General features: G+C 42.9%; 16 protein-coding genes. 9 read left to right on the forward strand and 7 right to left on the reverse strand.

Annotation, left to right across the window (positions count from 1 at the left end; translation table 11 throughout):
• Positions 1-581, forward strand: a 581-nt coding sequence (locus tag QZ565_RS03040) for a DUF389 domain-containing protein (RefSeq protein ID WP_295525387.1), incomplete at its 5' end; no start/stop codon positions are given.
• 255 nt (positions 582-836) lie between these two features.
• On the opposite strand, the gene thrS is transcribed toward QZ565_RS03040, so the two are convergent.
• Complete coding sequence (thrS, locus tag QZ565_RS03045) at positions 837-2780, reverse strand: threonine--tRNA ligase (protein ID WP_125454734.1); 1944 nt, start codon at positions 2778-2780, stop codon at positions 837-839.
• A 528-nt stretch (positions 2781-3308) separates the two neighbouring features.
• On the opposite strand from thrS, the gene QZ565_RS03050 reads away from it, so the two are divergent.
• Positions 3309-4151, forward strand: coding sequence for a metallophosphoesterase family protein (locus QZ565_RS03050; protein WP_295525395.1), 843 nt, complete (start codon positions 3309-3311; stop codon positions 4149-4151).
• Positions 4152-4226: 75 nt separating this feature from the next.
• Complete coding sequence (locus QZ565_RS03055) at positions 4227-4664, forward strand: Rrf2 family transcriptional regulator (RefSeq protein WP_295525399.1); 438 nt, start codon at positions 4227-4229, stop codon at positions 4662-4664.
• A 111-nt stretch (positions 4665-4775) separates the two neighbouring features.
• Here QZ565_RS03055 and QZ565_RS03060 read toward each other — a convergent pair whose 3' ends face one another.
• The 5 genes from QZ565_RS03060 to QZ565_RS03080 all read right to left on the reverse strand — a co-directional run bounded on the left by QZ565_RS03060 (position 4776) and on the right by QZ565_RS03080 (position 9032).
• Positions 4776-5966 carry an oxidoreductase gene (locus QZ565_RS03060; protein WP_295525402.1) on the reverse strand — a complete coding sequence of 397 codons (1191 nt, stop codon included), beginning with the start codon at positions 5964-5966 and terminating at the stop codon, positions 4776-4778.
• 143 nt (positions 5967-6109) lie between these two features.
• Positions 6110-6769 (reverse strand): amino acid ABC transporter permease, encoded by a 660-nt coding sequence (locus QZ565_RS03065; RefSeq protein WP_295525406.1) that lies wholly within the window; start codon positions 6767-6769, stop codon positions 6110-6112.
• 9 nt (positions 6770-6778) lie between these two features.
• Positions 6779-7456: an ABC transporter permease subunit gene (locus QZ565_RS03070; RefSeq protein ID WP_000131145.1), complete on the reverse strand. Its 678-nt coding sequence runs from the start codon at positions 7454-7456 to the stop codon at positions 6779-6781.
• Positions 7457-7468: 12 nt separating this feature from the next.
• Positions 7469-8263, reverse strand: a complete 795-nt coding sequence (locus QZ565_RS03075; RefSeq protein WP_084819574.1) for a transporter substrate-binding domain-containing protein — start codon at positions 8261-8263, stop codon at positions 7469-7471.
• Between the two features lie 10 nt (positions 8264-8273).
• Positions 8274-9032, reverse strand: coding sequence for an amino acid ABC transporter ATP-binding protein (locus QZ565_RS03080; RefSeq protein WP_001229569.1), 759 nt, complete (start codon positions 9030-9032; stop codon positions 8274-8276).
• Between the two features lie 176 nt (positions 9033-9208).
• Between QZ565_RS03080 and recJ the strand changes: the two genes are divergently transcribed.
• From recJ to QZ565_RS03110, 6 genes are all read left to right on the forward strand, one after another.
• Positions 9209-11431, forward strand: a complete 2223-nt coding sequence (recJ, locus tag QZ565_RS03085; protein WP_295525417.1) for a single-stranded-DNA-specific exonuclease RecJ — start codon at positions 9209-9211, stop codon at positions 11429-11431.
• Positions 11432-11604: 173 nt separating this feature from the next.
• Positions 11605-13266 (forward strand): ribonuclease J, encoded by a 1662-nt coding sequence (locus QZ565_RS03090; RefSeq protein WP_295525420.1) that lies wholly within the window; start codon positions 11605-11607, stop codon positions 13264-13266.
• A gap of 67 nt (positions 13267-13333) precedes the next feature.
• On the forward strand, positions 13334-14113 hold the full coding sequence (locus QZ565_RS03095; protein WP_295525423.1) for an alpha/beta hydrolase family protein: 780 nt from the start codon (positions 13334-13336) through the stop codon (positions 14111-14113).
• Between the two features lie 62 nt (positions 14114-14175).
• Complete coding sequence (locus QZ565_RS03100; protein WP_295525426.1) at positions 14176-14877, forward strand: M57 family metalloprotease; 702 nt, start codon at positions 14176-14178, stop codon at positions 14875-14877.
• 38 nt (positions 14878-14915) lie between these two features.
• The gene (gene uvrC, locus QZ565_RS03105; RefSeq protein WP_295525429.1) at positions 14916-16763 is read left to right on the forward strand and encodes an excinuclease ABC subunit UvrC; all 1848 of its coding nucleotides are present in this window, start codon (positions 14916-14918) and stop codon (positions 16761-16763) included.
• Complete coding sequence (locus QZ565_RS03110) at positions 16753-17586, forward strand: metallophosphoesterase family protein (protein WP_295525432.1); 834 nt, start codon at positions 16753-16755, stop codon at positions 17584-17586. The genes uvrC and QZ565_RS03110 overlap by 11 nt, the downstream gene beginning before the upstream one ends.
• Before the next feature lie 67 nt (positions 17587-17653).
• Here the strand turns inward: QZ565_RS03110 and QZ565_RS03115 are convergent, their stop codons facing one another.
• Complete coding sequence (locus QZ565_RS03115; protein ID WP_295525435.1) at positions 17654-18454, reverse strand: amino acid ABC transporter substrate-binding protein; 801 nt, start codon at positions 18452-18454, stop codon at positions 17654-17656.
• Positions 18455-18601: the final 147 nt, after the last annotated feature.

An 18601-nucleotide genomic window follows, 5' to 3' on the forward strand; every position in this document is an offset into this window, starting at 1 on the left:
GTACTGCAGGCTATGGTTTAGCTAATGGAAATGTACGATTTTTATTTGGGGCTCTTTATCTTTTCTTGATCAACTGTGTCTTTATCATGCTAATCAACATTGTTGGAACAAGAATTATGATGAGAAAATCTCCCTTAAGTTCATTTAAAGAGCTAAACATTAAAATGAGAATTGGGTTGATATCCTTGATTGTATTATTGATTCTTCCGGCTAGTTATTCAGCAGTCACTCTGACGATAGATCAAGCGCGAAAAGAAGGAATCAAACAGTTTGTAGGAAAAGAGTTCGCCAATCACACGGTCATTAATCAAGTCTACAAATCAAGAAACAATGAGTTGGTCTTGACGGTTGTTGGAGATCCGATTTCAGAAGAAGAATTAGAAACGCTCCACCAAAAACAAGCCTCTTACGGTATTCAATCTGTTCAATTGAAAGTCAATCAAGTTCATAATTCGACAAAATTAGACAGTGATTCGACCAAGGAATTTTATGAAACCATTAACAAGTATATCGATCAAAAACTCTCTGAAAAGGATTCACAAAAAGATCTCGTAAAAGAAAATGAAGCAGACAAGGATTGAGGATATTGACCATATCTAACTCATGAAAGCAAATCTTGTGTGGTGGTTTGGTCAATCACTACTAGCTCGGATTAAATAATACTCTTCGAAAATCAAATTCAAACCACGTCAGCGTCGCCTTACCGTACTCAAGTACAGCTTGCGGCTAGCTTCCTAGTTTGCTTTTTGATTTTCATTGAGTAAAAATATAAAAAGCAACAGCTGAAATAGTTGTTGCTTTTTAGGTAGCTAGGATTTTATCCCAGGTTTTATCTCTTATTTCTCAACGCGTGATTTGTTGGCGATATCAGCAAGGATAGCTTGAACAAAGTCATCAACTGAGACAGTTTGTGTTTCTTTTTGGCCATAGCGACGAACGTTAACAGTTCCGTCTTCCATTTCCTTGTCCCCAACGATTAATTGGTAAGGAATCTTGCTTGTTTGTGAAGCACGGATCTTGAACTGCATTTTTTCATTGCGCTCATCTACGTCTGCACGGACACCGCGGTCACGGAGTTTTTTCGCCACTTCCCAAGCGTAGTCCACGTGTTTTTCGTTAGATACTGGGATGAGGGTTACTTGGTGAGGTGCTAGCCATGTTGGGAAGGCACCCTTGTAGTTCTCAATCAAGATAGCTGTGAAGCGTTCCATAGTTGAGATAACTCCACGGTGGATCATAACTGGACGGTGCTCTTCACCATCAGCTCCGATATATTTGAGGTCGAAGCGTTCTGGAAGCAAGAAGTCAAGTTGGATAGTAGAAAGGGTTTCTTCTTTACCAAGGGCAGTTTTAACCTGGATATCCAATTTTGGACCGTAGAAGGCTGCTTCACCTTCGGCTTCAAAGTAGTCCACACCCATTTCATCAAGGGCTGCACGAAGCATGGTTTGGGCATTTTCCCACATCTCATCGTTATCAAAGTACTTATGAGTATCTTGAGGGTCACGAAGAGAGAGGCGGAAGCGGTATTCAGTCAAGTTGAAATCTTCATAAACATCGATAATCAACTGGAGGGCGCGTTGGAATTCTTCTTGGATTTGTTCTGGAGTAACGAAGAGGTGACCGTCGTTGAGCGACATCTCACGCACGCGTTGAAGACCTGTGAGGGCACCAGATTTTTCATAACGGTGCATCATACCGATTTCAGCGATACGGATTGGCAACTCACGGTAAGAGTGAACATGGTGTTTGAAGACTTGGATGTGGTGTGGGCAGTTCATTGGACGAAGGACAAATTCTTCCCCGTCACCCATGTCCATAGTTGGGAACATGTCTTCTTGATAATGATCCCAGTGACCAGAAGTCTTGTAAAGTTCAACAGAAGCAAGTGGTGGAGTGTATACGTGTTGGTAGCCAGAAGCCAACTCTTTGTCTACGATGTAGCGTTCTAATTCACGACGGATAGTCGCACCATTTGGCAACCAGAATGGCAAACCTTGTCCAACCTCTTGAGAAATCATGAAGAGGTCAAGCTCTTTACCAAGTTTACGGTGGTCACGTTCCTTAGCTTCTTCACGCATTTGGAGGTAGTTTTTCAAGTCTTTCTTGTCAAACCAAGCTGTACCATAGATACGTTGCATCATAGCGTTGTCGCTATTTCCACGCCAGTAAGCACCTGCTACATGGAGAAGGTGGAAGATTTGGATGCGGCCTGTTGATGGGACGTGAGGGCCACGGCAAAGGTCTACATATTCACCCTGACGGTAGATGGTCAAACCACCTTCGTCTTCAGAGTGTTCTTCAATCAATTCCAACTTGTAAGGGTCGTTCTTGAAGATTTCACGCGCCTCGTCTTTAGTCACCTCTTCGCGAATAGATGGGAAGTTTTCTTTGACGATTTTTTTCATTTCTTCTTCGATACGAGGAAGGTCTTCGTTAGAGATTTGACCAGCAGTATTGTCAGTATCGTAGTAGAAACCGTCTTCGATGGCTGGACCAACTCCCAAGTGAATGTCTGGGAACAGACGACGAGCTGCTTGGGCGAACAAGTGAGCAGCAGAGTGACGCAAGATTGGAAGGGCATCTTCGTGATCAGGTGTCACGATTTCGATGCTTCCATCTTCAGTGATAGCACGAGTAGTGTCGATGAGTTTGCCGTTGAATTTACCAGCCAAGGCCTTTTTAGCTAGGGAATTGCTGATAGATTGGGCAATTTCAAAAGTTGTTACGCCAGATTCGAATTCACGAACAGCGCCATCTGGAAAAGTAATGTTAATCATGATGTTCTCCTTACTTATATTATTGACGAATGTGTTAACCCTATTCTGAGAACAGGGACAGAGGACTGTGAAAGCTAGAAAAAAAAGCGACATCCTCGAAAGGACGTCGCAACGTGGTTCCACCTTCATTTATGTTCCTCAAAAAAGAGGGACACCTCTGATTGGCTCTAACGTGGCCACCGTTTTATGTTTTCATAAAAACTCACGAGTAGTATCAGTTTAGGCTTCCTATGCGTTTCCAGCAACCACGCACTCTCTAGTAGAAAGGGACTAAATGACTTGTCTCTATGGATTATTATAGCATGATTGTGAAAATTTTCAAGATATTTGTAGATTTTTTTGAATTTTCTTCATTGAAAAAGTGCCTGCTATGCTTTGTTAGGAGTAATGTGAAATCATCTTTTTGATAGGCATTTGCCTTGATAAAATTAGTGTTATTGATTTAGTAGGAGTAGATTGAAGGTTACTATTATACAGTATTTTTGTTATAATACTAAGAAGATATATAAGAGGAAATGAGGAGAAAGAATGACAAAAATAGCTCTTCTTTCAGATATTCATGGAAATACCACTGCCTTGGAGGCTGTTTTGGCAGATGCTCGAAAGCTAGGAGTGGATGAATACTGGCTTTTGGGGGATATTCTCATGCCGGGGACAGGGCGTAGAAAGATTTTGGACTTGTTGGATCAACTACCGATTACAGCTAGAGTTTTGGGAAACTGGGAAGACAGTCTTTGGCATGGTGTCCGCAAGGAATTGGATAGTACTCGTCCTAGTCAACGCTATCTCTTGCGCCAGTGTCAGTATGTTTTAGAGGAAATTTCCCTAGAAGAAATTGAACTGCTCCACAATCAACCACTCCAGCTCCATCGTCAGTTTGGGGATTTGACGGTGGGAATTAGCCATCATCTTCCTGATAAGAACTGGGGGCGAGAGTTGATTCATACTGGAGCGCAAGAGGATTTTGACCGCTTGGTGACCAATCCACCTTGTGATATTGCTGTTTATGGTCATATTCACCAACAGTTGCTTCGTTACGGGACTGGTGGGCAATTGATTGTCAATCCGGGTTCGATTGGGCAGCCTTTCTTTTTGGATGCCCAGTTGCGGAAGGACTTGCGGGCCCAGTATATGATTTTAGAGTTTGATGACAAGGGATTGGTAGATATGGACTTCCGACGGGTAGACTACGATGTGGTAGCTGAATTGCAGTTGGCTAAAGACCTCAAACTTCCCTATTTTGAGGTTTACTATGAAAGTCTGGTCAATGGTATCCATCATACTCATCATCAGGAATTTCTGAGAGAATTGGCCCAGAAAGAGGGTTATGATAGGGAATTAGATGCCTGGTTGAAAAGTGGTAACGATTGACATTACAACCAAAAAGGGTATAATAATAGAAAAAGAAGAGTAGAGGCAGACTAGCCTCGTAAAAAGGAGAAGAGGATGCAAATTCCAAGTAGATTTACCATTGCGACTCATATGCTGATAATCATTGCCCTAGAGGGGAAGGAAAGCAAGGTGACCAGTGATTTTCTGGCTGCTAGTGTCGGGGTTAACCCTGTCATTATCAGAAAAACCTTGTCCCAGTTGAAGAAGGCAGAGCTGATATCAGTAGCGCGTGGAACAGGGGGGACAGAGATTGTCAAGGACCTCAAGGACATTAGTCTTTTAGATGTTTATCAAGCGGTCGAATGTCTTGGTAAGACAGGTCAACTCTTCAGTTTCCATGACAATCCAAATCCAAATTGCCCAGTTGGAGCTCATATTCATGATGTTTTGGATCAAAAATTGGAGAGAATCCAGCTGGCTATGGAGTCTGAACTCGGTCAGACCAGTTTAGAGCAAGTCGTGGCCGATGCAGAGAGTCAGATGAAGGATTAAGAGGGATAGATGCCTGCAAATGAAACTCAAAGCACTGCTAGAAATCTGGCAGTGTTTTTTGAGTTTTGGGGCAGAAAAAACTCCTGGGAAATTCCAGGAGAGTATGAGTGGTTATTTAAACTTGAATCCTTCGTAAATAAGATCTGCTTTTGGATTTTGTTTCTTAATCTGTTTGGCAAGTGACTTCATCATAGAAAGAGGACCACACATATAGACGCTTGCATGTTCGGGAACTTCTTCTTGCTCAAAATTAAGATAGCCGTCTTTCCTACTGTCTACTAGATGGAGTTCAAAATTAGGATTTTTCTGAGCATAGTCTCGGAGCAAATCTAGGTAGACTGCATTTTCATCTCCACGGAAGCTATAGTAGAAGTGAACCTGTTTATCTAAAATAGGATGTTCGCGGATGTAAGAGATGAAGGGGGTGATCCCAATACCTCCAGCAATCCAAACCTGATTTTCTCGTCCTTCTTCTATAATCATGTGTCCGTAAGCTCTGTCTAGTGTTACTTTGCTGCCGACTTGAAGATTGTCATAGATATTTTTGGTATGGTCGCCTGAATTTTTGACAGTAAAGTAAAGTGTTTGGCCATGACCTCCTGAGATTGAAAAGGGATGCGGAGCACTTTCAAAGCCTTCTTGGAAAATCTTTAGGAAGGCAAACTGTCCTGGTTGATAGTTGAAAGGTCTGCTAAGATAGATTTGAATTTCTCTAGTATCGTGGTTTAAGCGTTTGAGATTGGTAATTTTCCCTAGATAGGGGAAGGAAATCATTTGATAAAGGAAAATGATATAAAAACCAGCCAGTAAGCCTAAAAGGGCATAGATACCAATAACAAAACTGAGAAGATTAAATGTGAGGAGGCGATTGCCCATTATCATATAGACGTGAAAGAGTCCAAAAATATAGGCTAGGTAAACCAGGCGGTGAATCCATCGCCAAGCTTCGTACTGGATGTATTTGCCTAAATAGGCGGCAAGGATGATACTGACAAAGATATAGATGGCAAGGTTACCAAACTGAGCAGCTAAGCGAGAGCCCCACAAACCGCCCATACTAAAGTTATGAAAGATGAGTAGGATGATGGAGAGAAGAGCTGTGAATTTGTGGACAGTATAGACCTTCTCCAAACCGTGAAACCAGTTTTCTATCAGAGGGAGACGAGTGGCTAAGATAAAGGTCAGGGATAGGCTTGTTAAAGCTAGTCCTGGAATCATGAATTGGGGAGAAGTGCTCATCCAAGTTAAAATAGTCAAGACAAAACTGGCTATGATAAAAAGTATTCCTTTGAGTGATTTCATAAAAAATTCCATTTCATTTAGATTTGATCTGTTGTAAACAAATTTGTTACATTTTATCATAGAAAGAGTATGGTGTCAAATTGAGGTCTATACATATCTACTATCATCAAAAAAACTCTCCGATTTAACTGGAGAGTTGCTGTTTATTCTGCGGCTTGTTGCCAACGTTTTGCTAGCATATGAGACAGGCTAGAGATTGCTAGGTTAAAGCTGAAGTAGATGAGGGCGATTAGGATATAAAGACTGAAGACTTGCTCTGGTTCGAAATAACGGCCCATGAGAATTTGGCTAGCTCCAAAGAGTTCTTGTAGGGCGATAACAGAGTAGAGAAGACTGGTATCCTTAATCACGGTTACAAACTGAGAAATGATGGCTGGCAGCATTTTACGAATAGCTTGTGGGAGAATGATGTGGTAGAGGATTTGCATAGAGGTGAATCCTTGCGACATTCCTGCTTCGTACTGGCCTTTGTCCACGGCATTGAGACCACCTCGGATAATCTCAGCTAGGGCTGCTGAGGTAAAAAGGGTAAAGGCAGTAATACCAGCTGGTGTGGACTTCATCTTGAATACCAAAAAGATGGTGAAAATCCAGAGAAGGTTGGGAACATTACGTACAAATTCGATGTAAATGCTGGAAATAATACGCAAGATAGGATTTTTCCCATTTCTCATGACCGCTAGAACTGTACCGATAAGTGTAGAGAGGACAATGGCAATCAGAGAAATGTAGAGGGTCAAGCCAAATCCTTTAAAGATAAAGATTAGGTTATCTGGGGTCAAAACTTCTAAAATGGATTCCATAGTAACCTCCTAAAGTGAATAGGCTTTTTTGTTGGCTTGCTCCATCTTGCGACCAAACTGGGCAACAGGGAAGCAAAGAGAAAAGTAGAGAAGGGCAGCGCCTAAAAATGCTGGAATGTAGTTTCCGTTAAGTGCCGACCAAGACTTGGTCACAAACATCAAGTCTACACCAGAAATGATAGCGACTGTGGAGGTATTCTTGATGAGGTTAACAATTTGGTTGGTCAAAGGAGGGAGAATGATACGGAAGGCTTGAGGCAAGATAATCAAGCGCATGGCACTGATATAGGTAAACCCTTGCGACAAGGCGGCTTCCATCTGACCGCTAGGAATAGACTGAATACCTGAGCGAATTACCTCGGCGATATAGGCGCCGTGATAGAGTCCCACGCAGAGAACAGCCGTCCAATAAATCGGAATCATGATGGTGTGGTCACTGATAAGAGGTAGACCATAAAAGACGATAACAAACTGCACCAAGAGGGGAGTGTTTTGGTAAAACTCCACAAATATGCGAGCCAAAATTCTCAATATCGGACGTTTACTGGTTGACATGGCTCCGAAGAAGATGCCCAAAACCATGGCGAGGATAAAGGATCCAATTGCTAGGGCAAGGGTGAAGAGGAAACCATTGAAAAATTGTCCAAAATCCTGAAAATAGGCTGTCCAAGATGATAAATCTGTCATGGGGTATCCTCCTTAATCTGCAGTATGGCTAGATGGTTTGAGCTTGTAACGGTCATAAAGTTTTTGCAAGCTGCCGTCCTTGCTCCATTTAGTGACCAAGTTATCGAGATAGTCGTTGAGTTCAGTGTTTGATTTCTTGGTAACGATACCGTAGTCAGATGGCTTGAAACTATCATCTAGTAGTACTGTGCGTTTGCTGATGTAGCCAGACAGAATCGAGCGGTCAACGGAAAAGGCATCAATACGGTGAGCATGTAGGGAAGTAATCAATTCTGGGTAGGAACCAAGTTCGACGAATTTAAAGGTCAAGCCTTTCTTTTTACCTAGTTCAGTAATCAGGCGTTGGGTAATGGAACCTTGGGCAACTCCGATGGTTTTACCGTTTAGATCCTCAATGCTTTTGATTTTGGCAGATTTATTGACCAAAAAGCCAGATGCGTCCGTGTAGTAGGGACTGGTGAAGTTGTAGAGTTTTTTGCGTTCGTCTGTGATGGTAAAGGTTGCGATATCCATATCGACCTGTTCATTGTCTAGGAGGGGTCCGCGAGTTTGTGCTGTAACCGGCACATAACGAACCTTGACCTTGAGCTCATCAGCTACCATCTTGGCCAGGTCAGTTTCGATACCAGAATAGGTCCCTGTCTTGGGATCCTTGTAGCCAAAATTGGGAACGTCTTGTTTCACACCGACAACCAGCTCGCCTCTCTTTTGAATGTCTGCGACACTGGTGTCGGCCTGAACTGGTTTTGCAGCAGTAAGGCCGAAAAGGCTAATCAATAATGCGGATAAAAAGAATTTCTTTTTCATAGGCGCCTCCTTATTTGACTTTGTCACTTTCGTGGTTGATGATTTTACTGAGGAATTGTTGGGCACGAGGTTCGCTTGGATTGTCGAAAAAGTCATCAACATCTGTCGTATCTACTAAAACCTCTCCGTCAGCCATAAAGATGATGCGGTCCGCAACTTCACGGGCAAAGCCCATTTCATGAGTAACGACAATCATATTCATACCATCGTGGGCTAATTTTTGCATAACTGCCAGAACATCGCCGATAGTTTCAGGATCTAGGGCAGATGTTGGCTCATCAAAGAGGAGGAGCTCCGGATGCATAGCGAGTCCACGTGCGATGGCAATCCGTTGTTTTTGTCCACCAGACAGCATGGCTGGATAAGAATCTTTCTTGTCCCACATATTTACAAATTCCAGATATTTTTGTGCTGTCTTTTCAGCTTCTTTTTTATCAATTCCTAGAACTTTTATGGGCGCAAGTGTTACGTTTTCTAACACTGTTTTGTGTGGATAGAGGTTGAAATGTTGGAAAACCATGCCGACTTCCTTGCGAAGCGGTACTAAATCTTTCTGGCTGGCACCAGCAACTTGGTGACCATTTACTAGAAGACTTCCCTTGTCTACAGCCTCCAAACCATTGATGGTGCGGATAAGAGTGGACTTCCCAGAACCAGAAGGTCCAAGCAGGACAACAACTTGTCCTTTTTCAAAACGGAGATTGATGTCGCGGAGTGCGTGGTAGTCTCCGTAATATTTTTCGACGTGTTCAAATTCTACTAAAGCCATAAGGAATCTCCTTTGTGTTAGATTTTATAACATGATTCTACACCAAAAGATTTTTCTTGTCAAATCATATCAGAAAAAAATTAGTAAAATTTTTGTAGAAAGCAATCAGGATAGAGAAAAAGACTAAATCATGTTATAATGAAGCAATAGAATTCTTAGAAAGAGTGGATGTCTTTTTGATAACACCTACTTATGAATGGCAGTTTGCCCCGCAGGTAGAAGATGCGGATTTTACTAAGATAGCCAAGAAGGCTGGACTAGGTCCTGAGGTGGCTCGGTTATTATTTGAAAGAGGGATTCAGGACCAAGAAAGTCTGAAGAAGTTTTTAGAACCTTCCTTGGAGGACTTGCACGACCCTTATCTGCTCCATGATATGGACAAGGCAGTGGAACGGATTCGTCAGGCCATTGAAGAAGGGGAAAATATCCTCGTTTACGGTGATTATGATGCGGATGGTATGACTTCGGCTTCTATTGTGAAGGAAAGTTTGGAACAGCTTGGTGCCGAGTGCCGGGTTTATCTGCCCAATCGTTTTACCGACGGTTATGGACCTAATGCCAGTGTTTATAAATACTTTATCGAGCAAGAAGGAATTTCCTTGATTGTGACGGTGGATAATGGGGTTGCGGGTCACGAGGCTATTGAATTGGCCCAGTCTATGGGAGTGGATGTCATTGTGACTGACCACCATTCCATGCCTGAAACCCTGCCTGATGCCTATGCCATCGTTCACCCTGAACATCCAGATGCGGACTATCCTTTTAAATATTTGGCTGGTTGTGGAGTGGCCTTCAAGCTGGCTTGTGCCCTTTTAGAAGAAGTGCAAGTGGAACTACTGGATTTGGTTGCTATTGGTACCATTGCTGATATGGTGAGTTTGACAGATGAGAACCGTATCTTGGTTCAGTATGGTCTGGAAATGTTGGGACATACTCAGCGCACTGGTTTACAAGAAATGATGGACATGGCTGGGATTGCTGCCAACGAAGTAACAGAAGAAACGGTTGGTTTCCAGATTGCTCCTCGTTTGAATGCCTTGGGCCGTTTGGATGATCCCAATCCTGCTATTGATTTGCTGACTGGATTTGACGACGAGGAAGCTCACGAGATTGCCCTTATGATTCATCAGAAAAACGAAGAGCGCAGGGAAATCGTCCAGTCTATCTATGAAGAAGCTAAGACCAAGGTGGACCCTGAGAAGAAGGTCCAAGTCTTGGCCATGGAAGGCTGGAATCCTGGTGTTCTAGGTATCGTGGCTGGTCGTTTGTTGGAAGAACTAGGGCAGACAGTCATCGTTCTCAATATAGAGGACGGTCGTGCCAAGGGTAGTGCTCGTAGTGTGGAAGCGGTCGATATTTTTGAGGCTTTGGATCCTCATCGAGACCTCTTCATCGCCTTTGGAGGCCATGCTGGTGCAGCAGGAATGACGCTGGAAGTGGAGAAACTCTCAGATTTATCTCAGGTTTTGGAAGATTATGTCCGTGAAAAAGGGGCAGATGCTGCTGGCAAGAACAAGTTAAATTTAGATGAAGAGCTGGATTTGGAGACACTTAGCTTGGAAACGGTCAAAAGTTTTGAACGTTTGGCACCTTTTGGCATGGACAATCAGAAACCTGTCTTTTATATAAAGGATTTTCAGGTCGAAAGTGCCCGTACTATGGGAGCAGGCAATGCTCATCTCAAGTTGAAAATTTCCAAAGGTGAGGCGAGTTTTGAAGTGTTAGCCTTTGGTCAAGGCAGATGGGCGACAGAGTTTTCTCAAACCAAGAATCTAGAGCTGGCAGTCAAATTGTCTGTCAACCAATGGAATGGCCAAACTACCCTGCAGTTGATGATGGTGGATGCGCGTGTCGAGGGTGTACAACTTTTTAACATCCGTGGGAAGAATGCAGTCTTGCCAGAAGGAGTTCCAGTCTTAGATTTTGCTGGAGAAGTGCCGGATTTAGCGACTAGTGAAGCTGTTGTCGTAAAAACCATTCCTGAGGATATGACCCTGCTAAAGACCATTTTTCAGGAACAGAATTTCTCTGCTGTCTATTTCAAAAATGACATTGATAAGGCCTACTATCTAACAGGCTATGGAACTAGAGAGCAATTTGCTAAATTGTACAAGACTATTTACCAGTTCCCAGAGTTTGATATTCGTTACAAGCTCAAGGATTTGGCTGCATATCTCAATATTCAACAAATCTTGCTGGTCAAGATGATTCAAGTATTTGAAGAACTAGGCTTTGTGACAATCAAAGATGGTGTTATGACAGTCAATAAAGAGGCGCCAAAGCGGGAAAGCGGAGAAAGTCAAATTTACCAACATCTCAAACAAACCGTTAAAGACCAAGAAATGATGGCGCTGGGTACCGTGCAAGAAATTTATGACTTTTTAATGGAAAAGGAATAGTAGGTAGGAAAGAGTTGGGCAACCAGCTCTTTTTTGAAAACAAATCTTCATTTTGAAAATCATCAAAAAAATGGTATAATGGTAGGAAAAGATTCGGCTAAAAGTAATAGTGCTTTTAGAATAAGAGGGTAAGCAACCCTATAATCAAGATAAATTAAGTTTTCGGAGGAAAAATGAGTAATATCAGTTTAACAACACTTGGTGGTGTACGTGAAAATGGGAAAAATATGTATATCGCTGAAATCGATGGGTCTATTTTCGTTTTGGATGCAGGTCTAAAATACCCTGAAAATGAACAACTAGGGGTGGACGTCGTTATTCCAAATATGGACTACCTTTTTGAAAATAGCGACCGTATAGCTGGGGTTTTCTTGACACACGGACATGCGGATGCCATTGGTGCTCTGCCTTATCTCTTGGCTGAAGCCAAGGTACCTGTATTTGGCTCTGAGTTGACCATTGAGTTGGCAAAACTCTTTGTCAAAGGAAATGATGCGGTTAAGAAATTCAATGATTTCCATGTCATCGATGAGAATACGGAGATTGATTTTGGAGGGACTGTGGTTTCCTTCTTCCGTACGACCCACTCTATCCCAGAGAGTCTGGGTGTGGTCTTGAAGACAGCTGAAGGTAGCATCGTTTATACAGGTGACTTCAAATTTGACCAGACAGCTAGTGAATCTTATGCCACAGACTTTGCTCGTTTGGCAGAAATCGGTCGTGATGGAGTTCTAGCTCTTCTTAGCGATTCAGCCAATGCGGACAGTAATATCCAAGTGGCTAGCGAAAGTGAAGTTGGGGACGAGATCACTCAAACCATTTCGGACTGGGATGGTCGTATCATTGTTGCAGCAGTAGCCAGCAACCTCTCTCGTATCCAGCAGGTGTTTGACGCTGCGGATGCAACAGGCCGTCGTGTGGTCTTGACAGGATTCGATATTGAAAATATCGTCCGCACTGCTATTCGTCTTAAGAAATTGTCTCTAGCTAACGAAAGTCTTTTGATTAAACCAAAAGATATGTCTCGTTTTGAGGACCATGAGTTGATTATTCTTGAGACAGGCCGTATGGGTGAGCCTATCAACGGTCTTCGCAAGATGTCGATTGGTCGTCACCGTTATGTGGAAATTAAGGATGGTGACTTGGTCTATATCGTAACGACTCCGTCTATCGCCAAAGAGGCGGTCATGGCGCGTGTGGAGAACATGATTTACCAAGCTGGCGGGGTTGTCAAACTGATCACTCAAAGCTTGCGTGTGTCAGGTCACGGAAATGCGCGTGATTTGCAGTTGATGATCAATCTCTTGCAACCTAAGTATCTCTTCCCGATTCAAGGGGAATACCGTGAGTTGGATGCCCATGCTAAGGCTGCTATGGCAGTTGGAATGTTGCCAGAACGCATTTTCATCCCTAAAAAGGGAACTAGCATGGCTTATGAGAATGGGGACTTTGTCCCAGCTGGAGCGGTTTCGGCAGGGGATGTCTTGATTGACGGAAATGCCATCGGTGATGTTGGTAATGTGGTTCTTCGTGACCGTAAGGTCTTGTCAGAGGACGGTATTTTCATCGTCGCAATTACCGTTAACCGTCGTGAGAAGAAAATTGTGGCCAAGGCTCGTGTTCACACGCGTGGATTTGTTTATCTCAAGAAGAGTCGCGATATTCTCCGTGAAAGTTCAGAATTGATTAACCAAACGGTAGAAGAGTATCTTCAAGGAGATGACTTTGACTGGGCAGATCTCAAAGGGAAGGTTCGTGATAATTTGACCAAGTACCTCTTTGATCAAACCAAGCGTCGTCCAGCTATTTTACCGGTAGTCATGGAAGCAAAATAATTGTGGAAATAAATAGAGAGAAAGTCGAGTTTCGGCTTTTTCTTATAGAAAAATAGAGGAAAAAATTATGGCAGTAATGAAAATCGAGTATTACTCACAAGTTTTGGATATGGAGTGGGGAGTGAATGTTCTTTACCCCGATGCCAATCGAGTGGAAGAACCAGAGTGTAAAGATATTCCCGTCTTGTACCTCTTGCACGGGATGTCTGGCAATCATAATAGTTGGCTCAAGCGGACCAACGTAGAACGCTTACTTCGAGGAACCAATCTTATCGTTGTTATGCCCAATACCAGCAACGGTTGGTACACCGATACCCAGTATGGTTTTGACTATTACACAGCTCTAGCAGAGGAATTGCCACAGGTTCTGAAACGCTTCTTCCCTAATATGACTATCAAGCGTGAAAAGACCTTTATCGCTGGTCTCTCTATGGGAGGCTATGGCTGTTTCAAATTGGCTCTTGCGACAAATCGTTTTTCTCATGCGGCTAGTTTTTCAGGCGCTCTTAGTTTTCAAGATTTTTCTCCTGAGAGCCAAAATTTGGGAACTCCGGCTTATTGGAGGGGTGTGTTTGGGGAGATTAAAGATTGGACAGCTAGCACCTATTCTCTTGAAAGTTTGGCTAAAAAATCGGATAAAAAGACCAAGCTTTGGGCTTGGTGTGGTGAGCAGGATTTCTTGTACGAAGCCAATAATTTAGCAGTGGAAAACCTCAAAAAACTGGGCTTTGATGTGACCTATAGCCATAGCGCTGGGACTCACGAATGGTATTACTGGGAAAAACAATTGGAACAGTTCTTAGCAACTCTTCCAATCGAATTCAAATTAGAAGAGAGATTGTCATAATTTAGCTTTCTTTCAGCTTGTTTTAGTAAAATAGTCTTTATTTGCTAGAAAGGTGGAGGGATATGCGCTGGCTTTTTCGTTTGATAGGGGCTTTCTTTTCTTTTGTGTGGCGTTTGTTTTGGCGCCTGGTTTGGATAGTTGTGCTCTTATGTGCTCTTGCTTTCGGTCTTCTCTGGTATCTGAACGGGGATTTTCAAGGAGCGCTAAAGCAAGCAGAGCGGTCAGTCAAGATTGGTCAACAAAGTATTGACCAATGGGAAAAAACAGGGCAACTGCCTAAGTTGAATCAGACAGATAGCCACCAACACTCTGAAGGAAGGTGGCCACAGGCTTCTGCTAGTATTTACCTGGATCCGCAGATGGATTCACGTTTTCAAGAGGCATATTTAGAAGCGATTCAGAACTGGAATCAAACTGGTGCTTTTAACTTTGAAATTGTGACTGAGTCCAGCAAGGCAGATATCTTGGCTACGGAGATGAATGACGGAGGTACTCCTGTGGCAGGAGAGGCGGAAAGTCAGACCAATCTCTTGACGGGGCAATTCTTGTCTGTAACGGTGCGGTTGAATCATTATTATTTGTCCAATCCTAACTATGGCTATTCCTTTGAGCGTATTGTCCATACGGCAGAACATGAGTTGGGGCATGCAATTGGCTTGGACCATACAGATGAGAAGTCTGTCATGCAACCTGCAGGTTCCTTTTATGGTATCCAGGAAGAGGATGTTGAAAGACTTCGAAAATTATATGAGACCAATGAGTAGGGGACTATCTTTCCCTACTTTTTTGCTATAATGGAATTATGAACAACTTGATTAAATCAAAACTAGAGCTCTTGCCTACCAGCCCTGGTTGCTACATTCACAAGGATAAAAACGGCACCATTATCTATGTAGGAAAGGCTAAAAATCTGCGTAACCGCGTGAGGTCTTATTTCCGTGGAAGTCATGATACTAAGACAGAGGCTCTGGTGTCTGAAATTGTGGATTTTGAATTTATCGTTACTGAGTCTAATATTGAGGCACTTCTTCTAGAAATCAACCTGATCAAGGAAAACAAGCCTAAGTACAATATCATGCTCAAGGATGATAAGTCTTATCCATTTATAAAAATCACCAGTGAGCGCTACCCTCGTTTGATTATTACCCGACAGGTCAAGAAGGACGGAGGTCTCTATTTTGGACCTTATCCAGATGTGGGGGCAGCCAATGAAATCAAGCGACTGCTGGATCGGATTTTCCCTTTTAGAAAGTGTACCAATCCGCCGTCTAAGGTCTGTTTTTACTACCATATCGGTCAATGTATGGCCCACACCATCTGTAAGAAAGATGAGGACTATTTCAAGTCTATGGCTCAGGAGGTTTCTGATTTCCTAAAAGGGCAGGATGACAAAATTATCGATGACCTCAAGGGCAAGATGGCAAGTGCTGCCCAGACTATGGAATTTGAACGTGCAGCGGAATACCGTGATCTAATTCAGGCTATTGGAACGCTTCGAACCAAGCAACGGGTCATGGCTAAGGATCTCCAAAATCGGGATGTCTTTGGCTACTATGTGGACAAGGGATGGATGTGTGTCCAGGTTTTCTTTGTTCGTCAGGGCAAGCTTATTGAGCGCGATGTCAATCTTTTCCCCTATTATAATGATCCGGATGAGGACTTTCTAACCTATGTAGGACAATTCTATCAAGAAAAATCTCATCTAGTTCCCAATGAGGTACTGATTCCGCAGGATATTGATGAAGAAGCCGTCAAGGCCATAGTGGATACTAGGATTCTCAAACCCCAGCGTGGAGAGAAAAAGCAACTGGTCAATCTGGCTATAAAGAATGCTCGAGTCAGCCTAGAGCAGAAATTTAACCTGCTAGAGAAATCTGTCGAAAAAACACAGGGGGCTATTGAAAATCTAGGACGTTTGCTCCAAATACCGACCCCAGTCCGCATCGAGTCCTTCGATAATTCTAATATCATGGGAACTAGTCCTGTTTCAGCCATGGTGGTCTTTGTCAACGGCAAACCAAGTAAGAAGGATTATCGTAAGTATAAAATCAAGACCGTAGTCGGGCCAGACGACTATGCCAGTATGCGAGAGGTCATTCGCAGACGCTATGGTCGAGTACAGCGTGACGGTTTGACTCCTCCAGATTTGATTGTGATTGATGGGGGACAAGGTCAAGTCAATATTGCCAAGCAAGTCATCCAAGAGGAGCTGGGATTGGATATTCCAATTGCAGGTTTGCAAAAAAATGATAAGCACCAAACCCATGAATTGCTCTTTGGAGATCCGCTTGAGGTGGTGGAGTTGTCTCGCAATTCTCAGGAATTTTTCCTCCTCCAACGCATTCAGGATGAGGTGCACCGCTTTGCTATTACTTTCCACCGTCAACTGCGCTCCAAAAATTCTTTTTCATCACAACTGGATGGAATTGACGGTCTGGGACCTAAACGCAAGCAGAATCTCATGAAACATTTCAAGTCTCTGACTAAAATCAAGGAAGCCAGTGTGGATGAGATTGTCGAAGTTGGAGTACCGAGAGCAGTAGCAGAGGCTGTGCAAAGAAAGTTGAACCCGCAGGAAGAAGTGGAATTAGCTCAAGTGGCGGAAGAAAGAGTAGATTATCAAACAGAAGGAGATCATCATGAACCATAAAATCGCAATTTTATCAGATATTCATGGCAATGCGTCGGCCTTAGATGCAGTAATTGCGGATGCTAGAAAGCTGGAAGCGACAGAATACTGGCTTCTGGGAGATATTTTTCTTCCTGGACCAGGCGCAAATGATTTGGTGGCTTTGCTACAAGACCTTCCGATTACGGTGGCTGTTCGTGGGAACTGGGATGATTGTGTCCTTGAGGCCTTGGATGGTGAATACGGTTTGGAAGATCCACAAGAAATCCAGTCAATGCGAATGACTCAGTTTTTGATGGAGCGAATGGATCCTGCAACGATTGTCTGGCTACGAAGCTTGCCTTTGCTGGAAAAGAAAGAAGTTGAGGGGCTGCGCTTTTCTATCTCTCATAATTTACCTGACAAAAATTATGGGGGTGACTTGTTGGTTGGGAATGATACAGAAAAATTTGACCAACTGCTAGATGAGGAAACGGACGTGGCAGTCTATGGTCATGTCCACAAGCAGTTGCTTCGTTACGGCAGTCAAGGGCAACAAATCATCAATCCAGGGTCGATTGGCATGCCCTATTTTAATTGGGAGGCGTTAAAAAATCACCGTGCCCAGTATGCCGTGATAGAAGTTGAAGATGGGGAATTGGTAAATATCCTATTTCGTAAAGTCGCTTATGATTATGAAGCGGAGTTGGAATTGGCCAAGTCCAAGGGACTTCCCTTTATCGAAATGTATGAAGAGCTACGAAGAGAAGACAACTATCAGGGACACAATCTGGAACTCTTAGCTAGTTTAATCGAAAAGCATGGGTATGTAGAAGATGTGAAGAATTTTTTTGATTTTTTGTAAGAGTTTCCTAAAATAACCAATGTAAACTAAAAAAGCGATTGGCTGGTCCAATCGCTTTTAGTATATCTTATTGTAATTGAGATTGATCTGGAAGATAAGAACCACCTAGATAGGTATTGCTGAGTTTTTCAAGGGTTCCGTTTTGATAGAGTTCTTTGAGCGCTTTATCAAATTTCTCTTTAAACTCTTTTTGGTCGCTTGAGAAAACAATATAGTTGTTGGGGCTATCAGCAGAAGGCAAGTCAACCATAGAAAGGTCCAAACCACGGTCCTTGATAATCTTTTGAACGGATACCTTGTCAAAGACTAGGAAATCAAACTCTCCGTTAGAGAGGTCTAGGATTCGCTTACCGATATCCTCGTCAGAAAAATCGATAGTAGCGGGATTGTCAGTGTGTTTTTGATTCCAGTTATTGATGAATTGAGCGTTTGAAGTTCCAGTATCCTCTTGCGTTGTTTTGCCAGCAATTTGGTCAAGTGAAGTCAAAGGATTTTTCTTGTTGCTGACAAGGACGAGGGGATTGTTCGAAATTGGAAGTGAGTAAAGGTATTTTTCAGCACGCTCTTTTGTGTAACTCAAGTTGTTGGCTGCGGCTTGGTAGTGACCAGAATCAAGCCCTGGGAAGATGCTCTCCCAAGCAGTTCTTTGGAATTGAATCTCGTAGTCACTGAGCTTTTCATCCACTGCCTTTAGAACTTCGATATCGAAGCCTGTCATATTGCCCTTGTCTTCGTAGTCAAATGGTGGCACATCGCCAGCTGTAGCAACGACGATTGTCTTTTGAGAGCTGGTCTCTTTGGGTGTGGCTTGATTCCCGCAGGCAACCAAAAATGGTAGGATGGCTAGTAATAGGCTAAATTTTTTCATAATGTCTCCATTCAAATGTAAAGTTACCTGCTAGTTTATCAGAAAGTTTCTTGATGAACCAATATATATATTTTATGCCTGTGATAAAAAAACTTATACTCTTCGAAAATCAAATTCAAACCACGTCAGCTTCACCTTGCCGTACTC

It is taken from the genome of uncultured Streptococcus sp. (assembly GCF_915066115.1).
In the GTDB taxonomy this organism is placed as follows: domain Bacteria; phylum Bacillota; class Bacilli; order Lactobacillales; family Streptococcaceae; genus Streptococcus.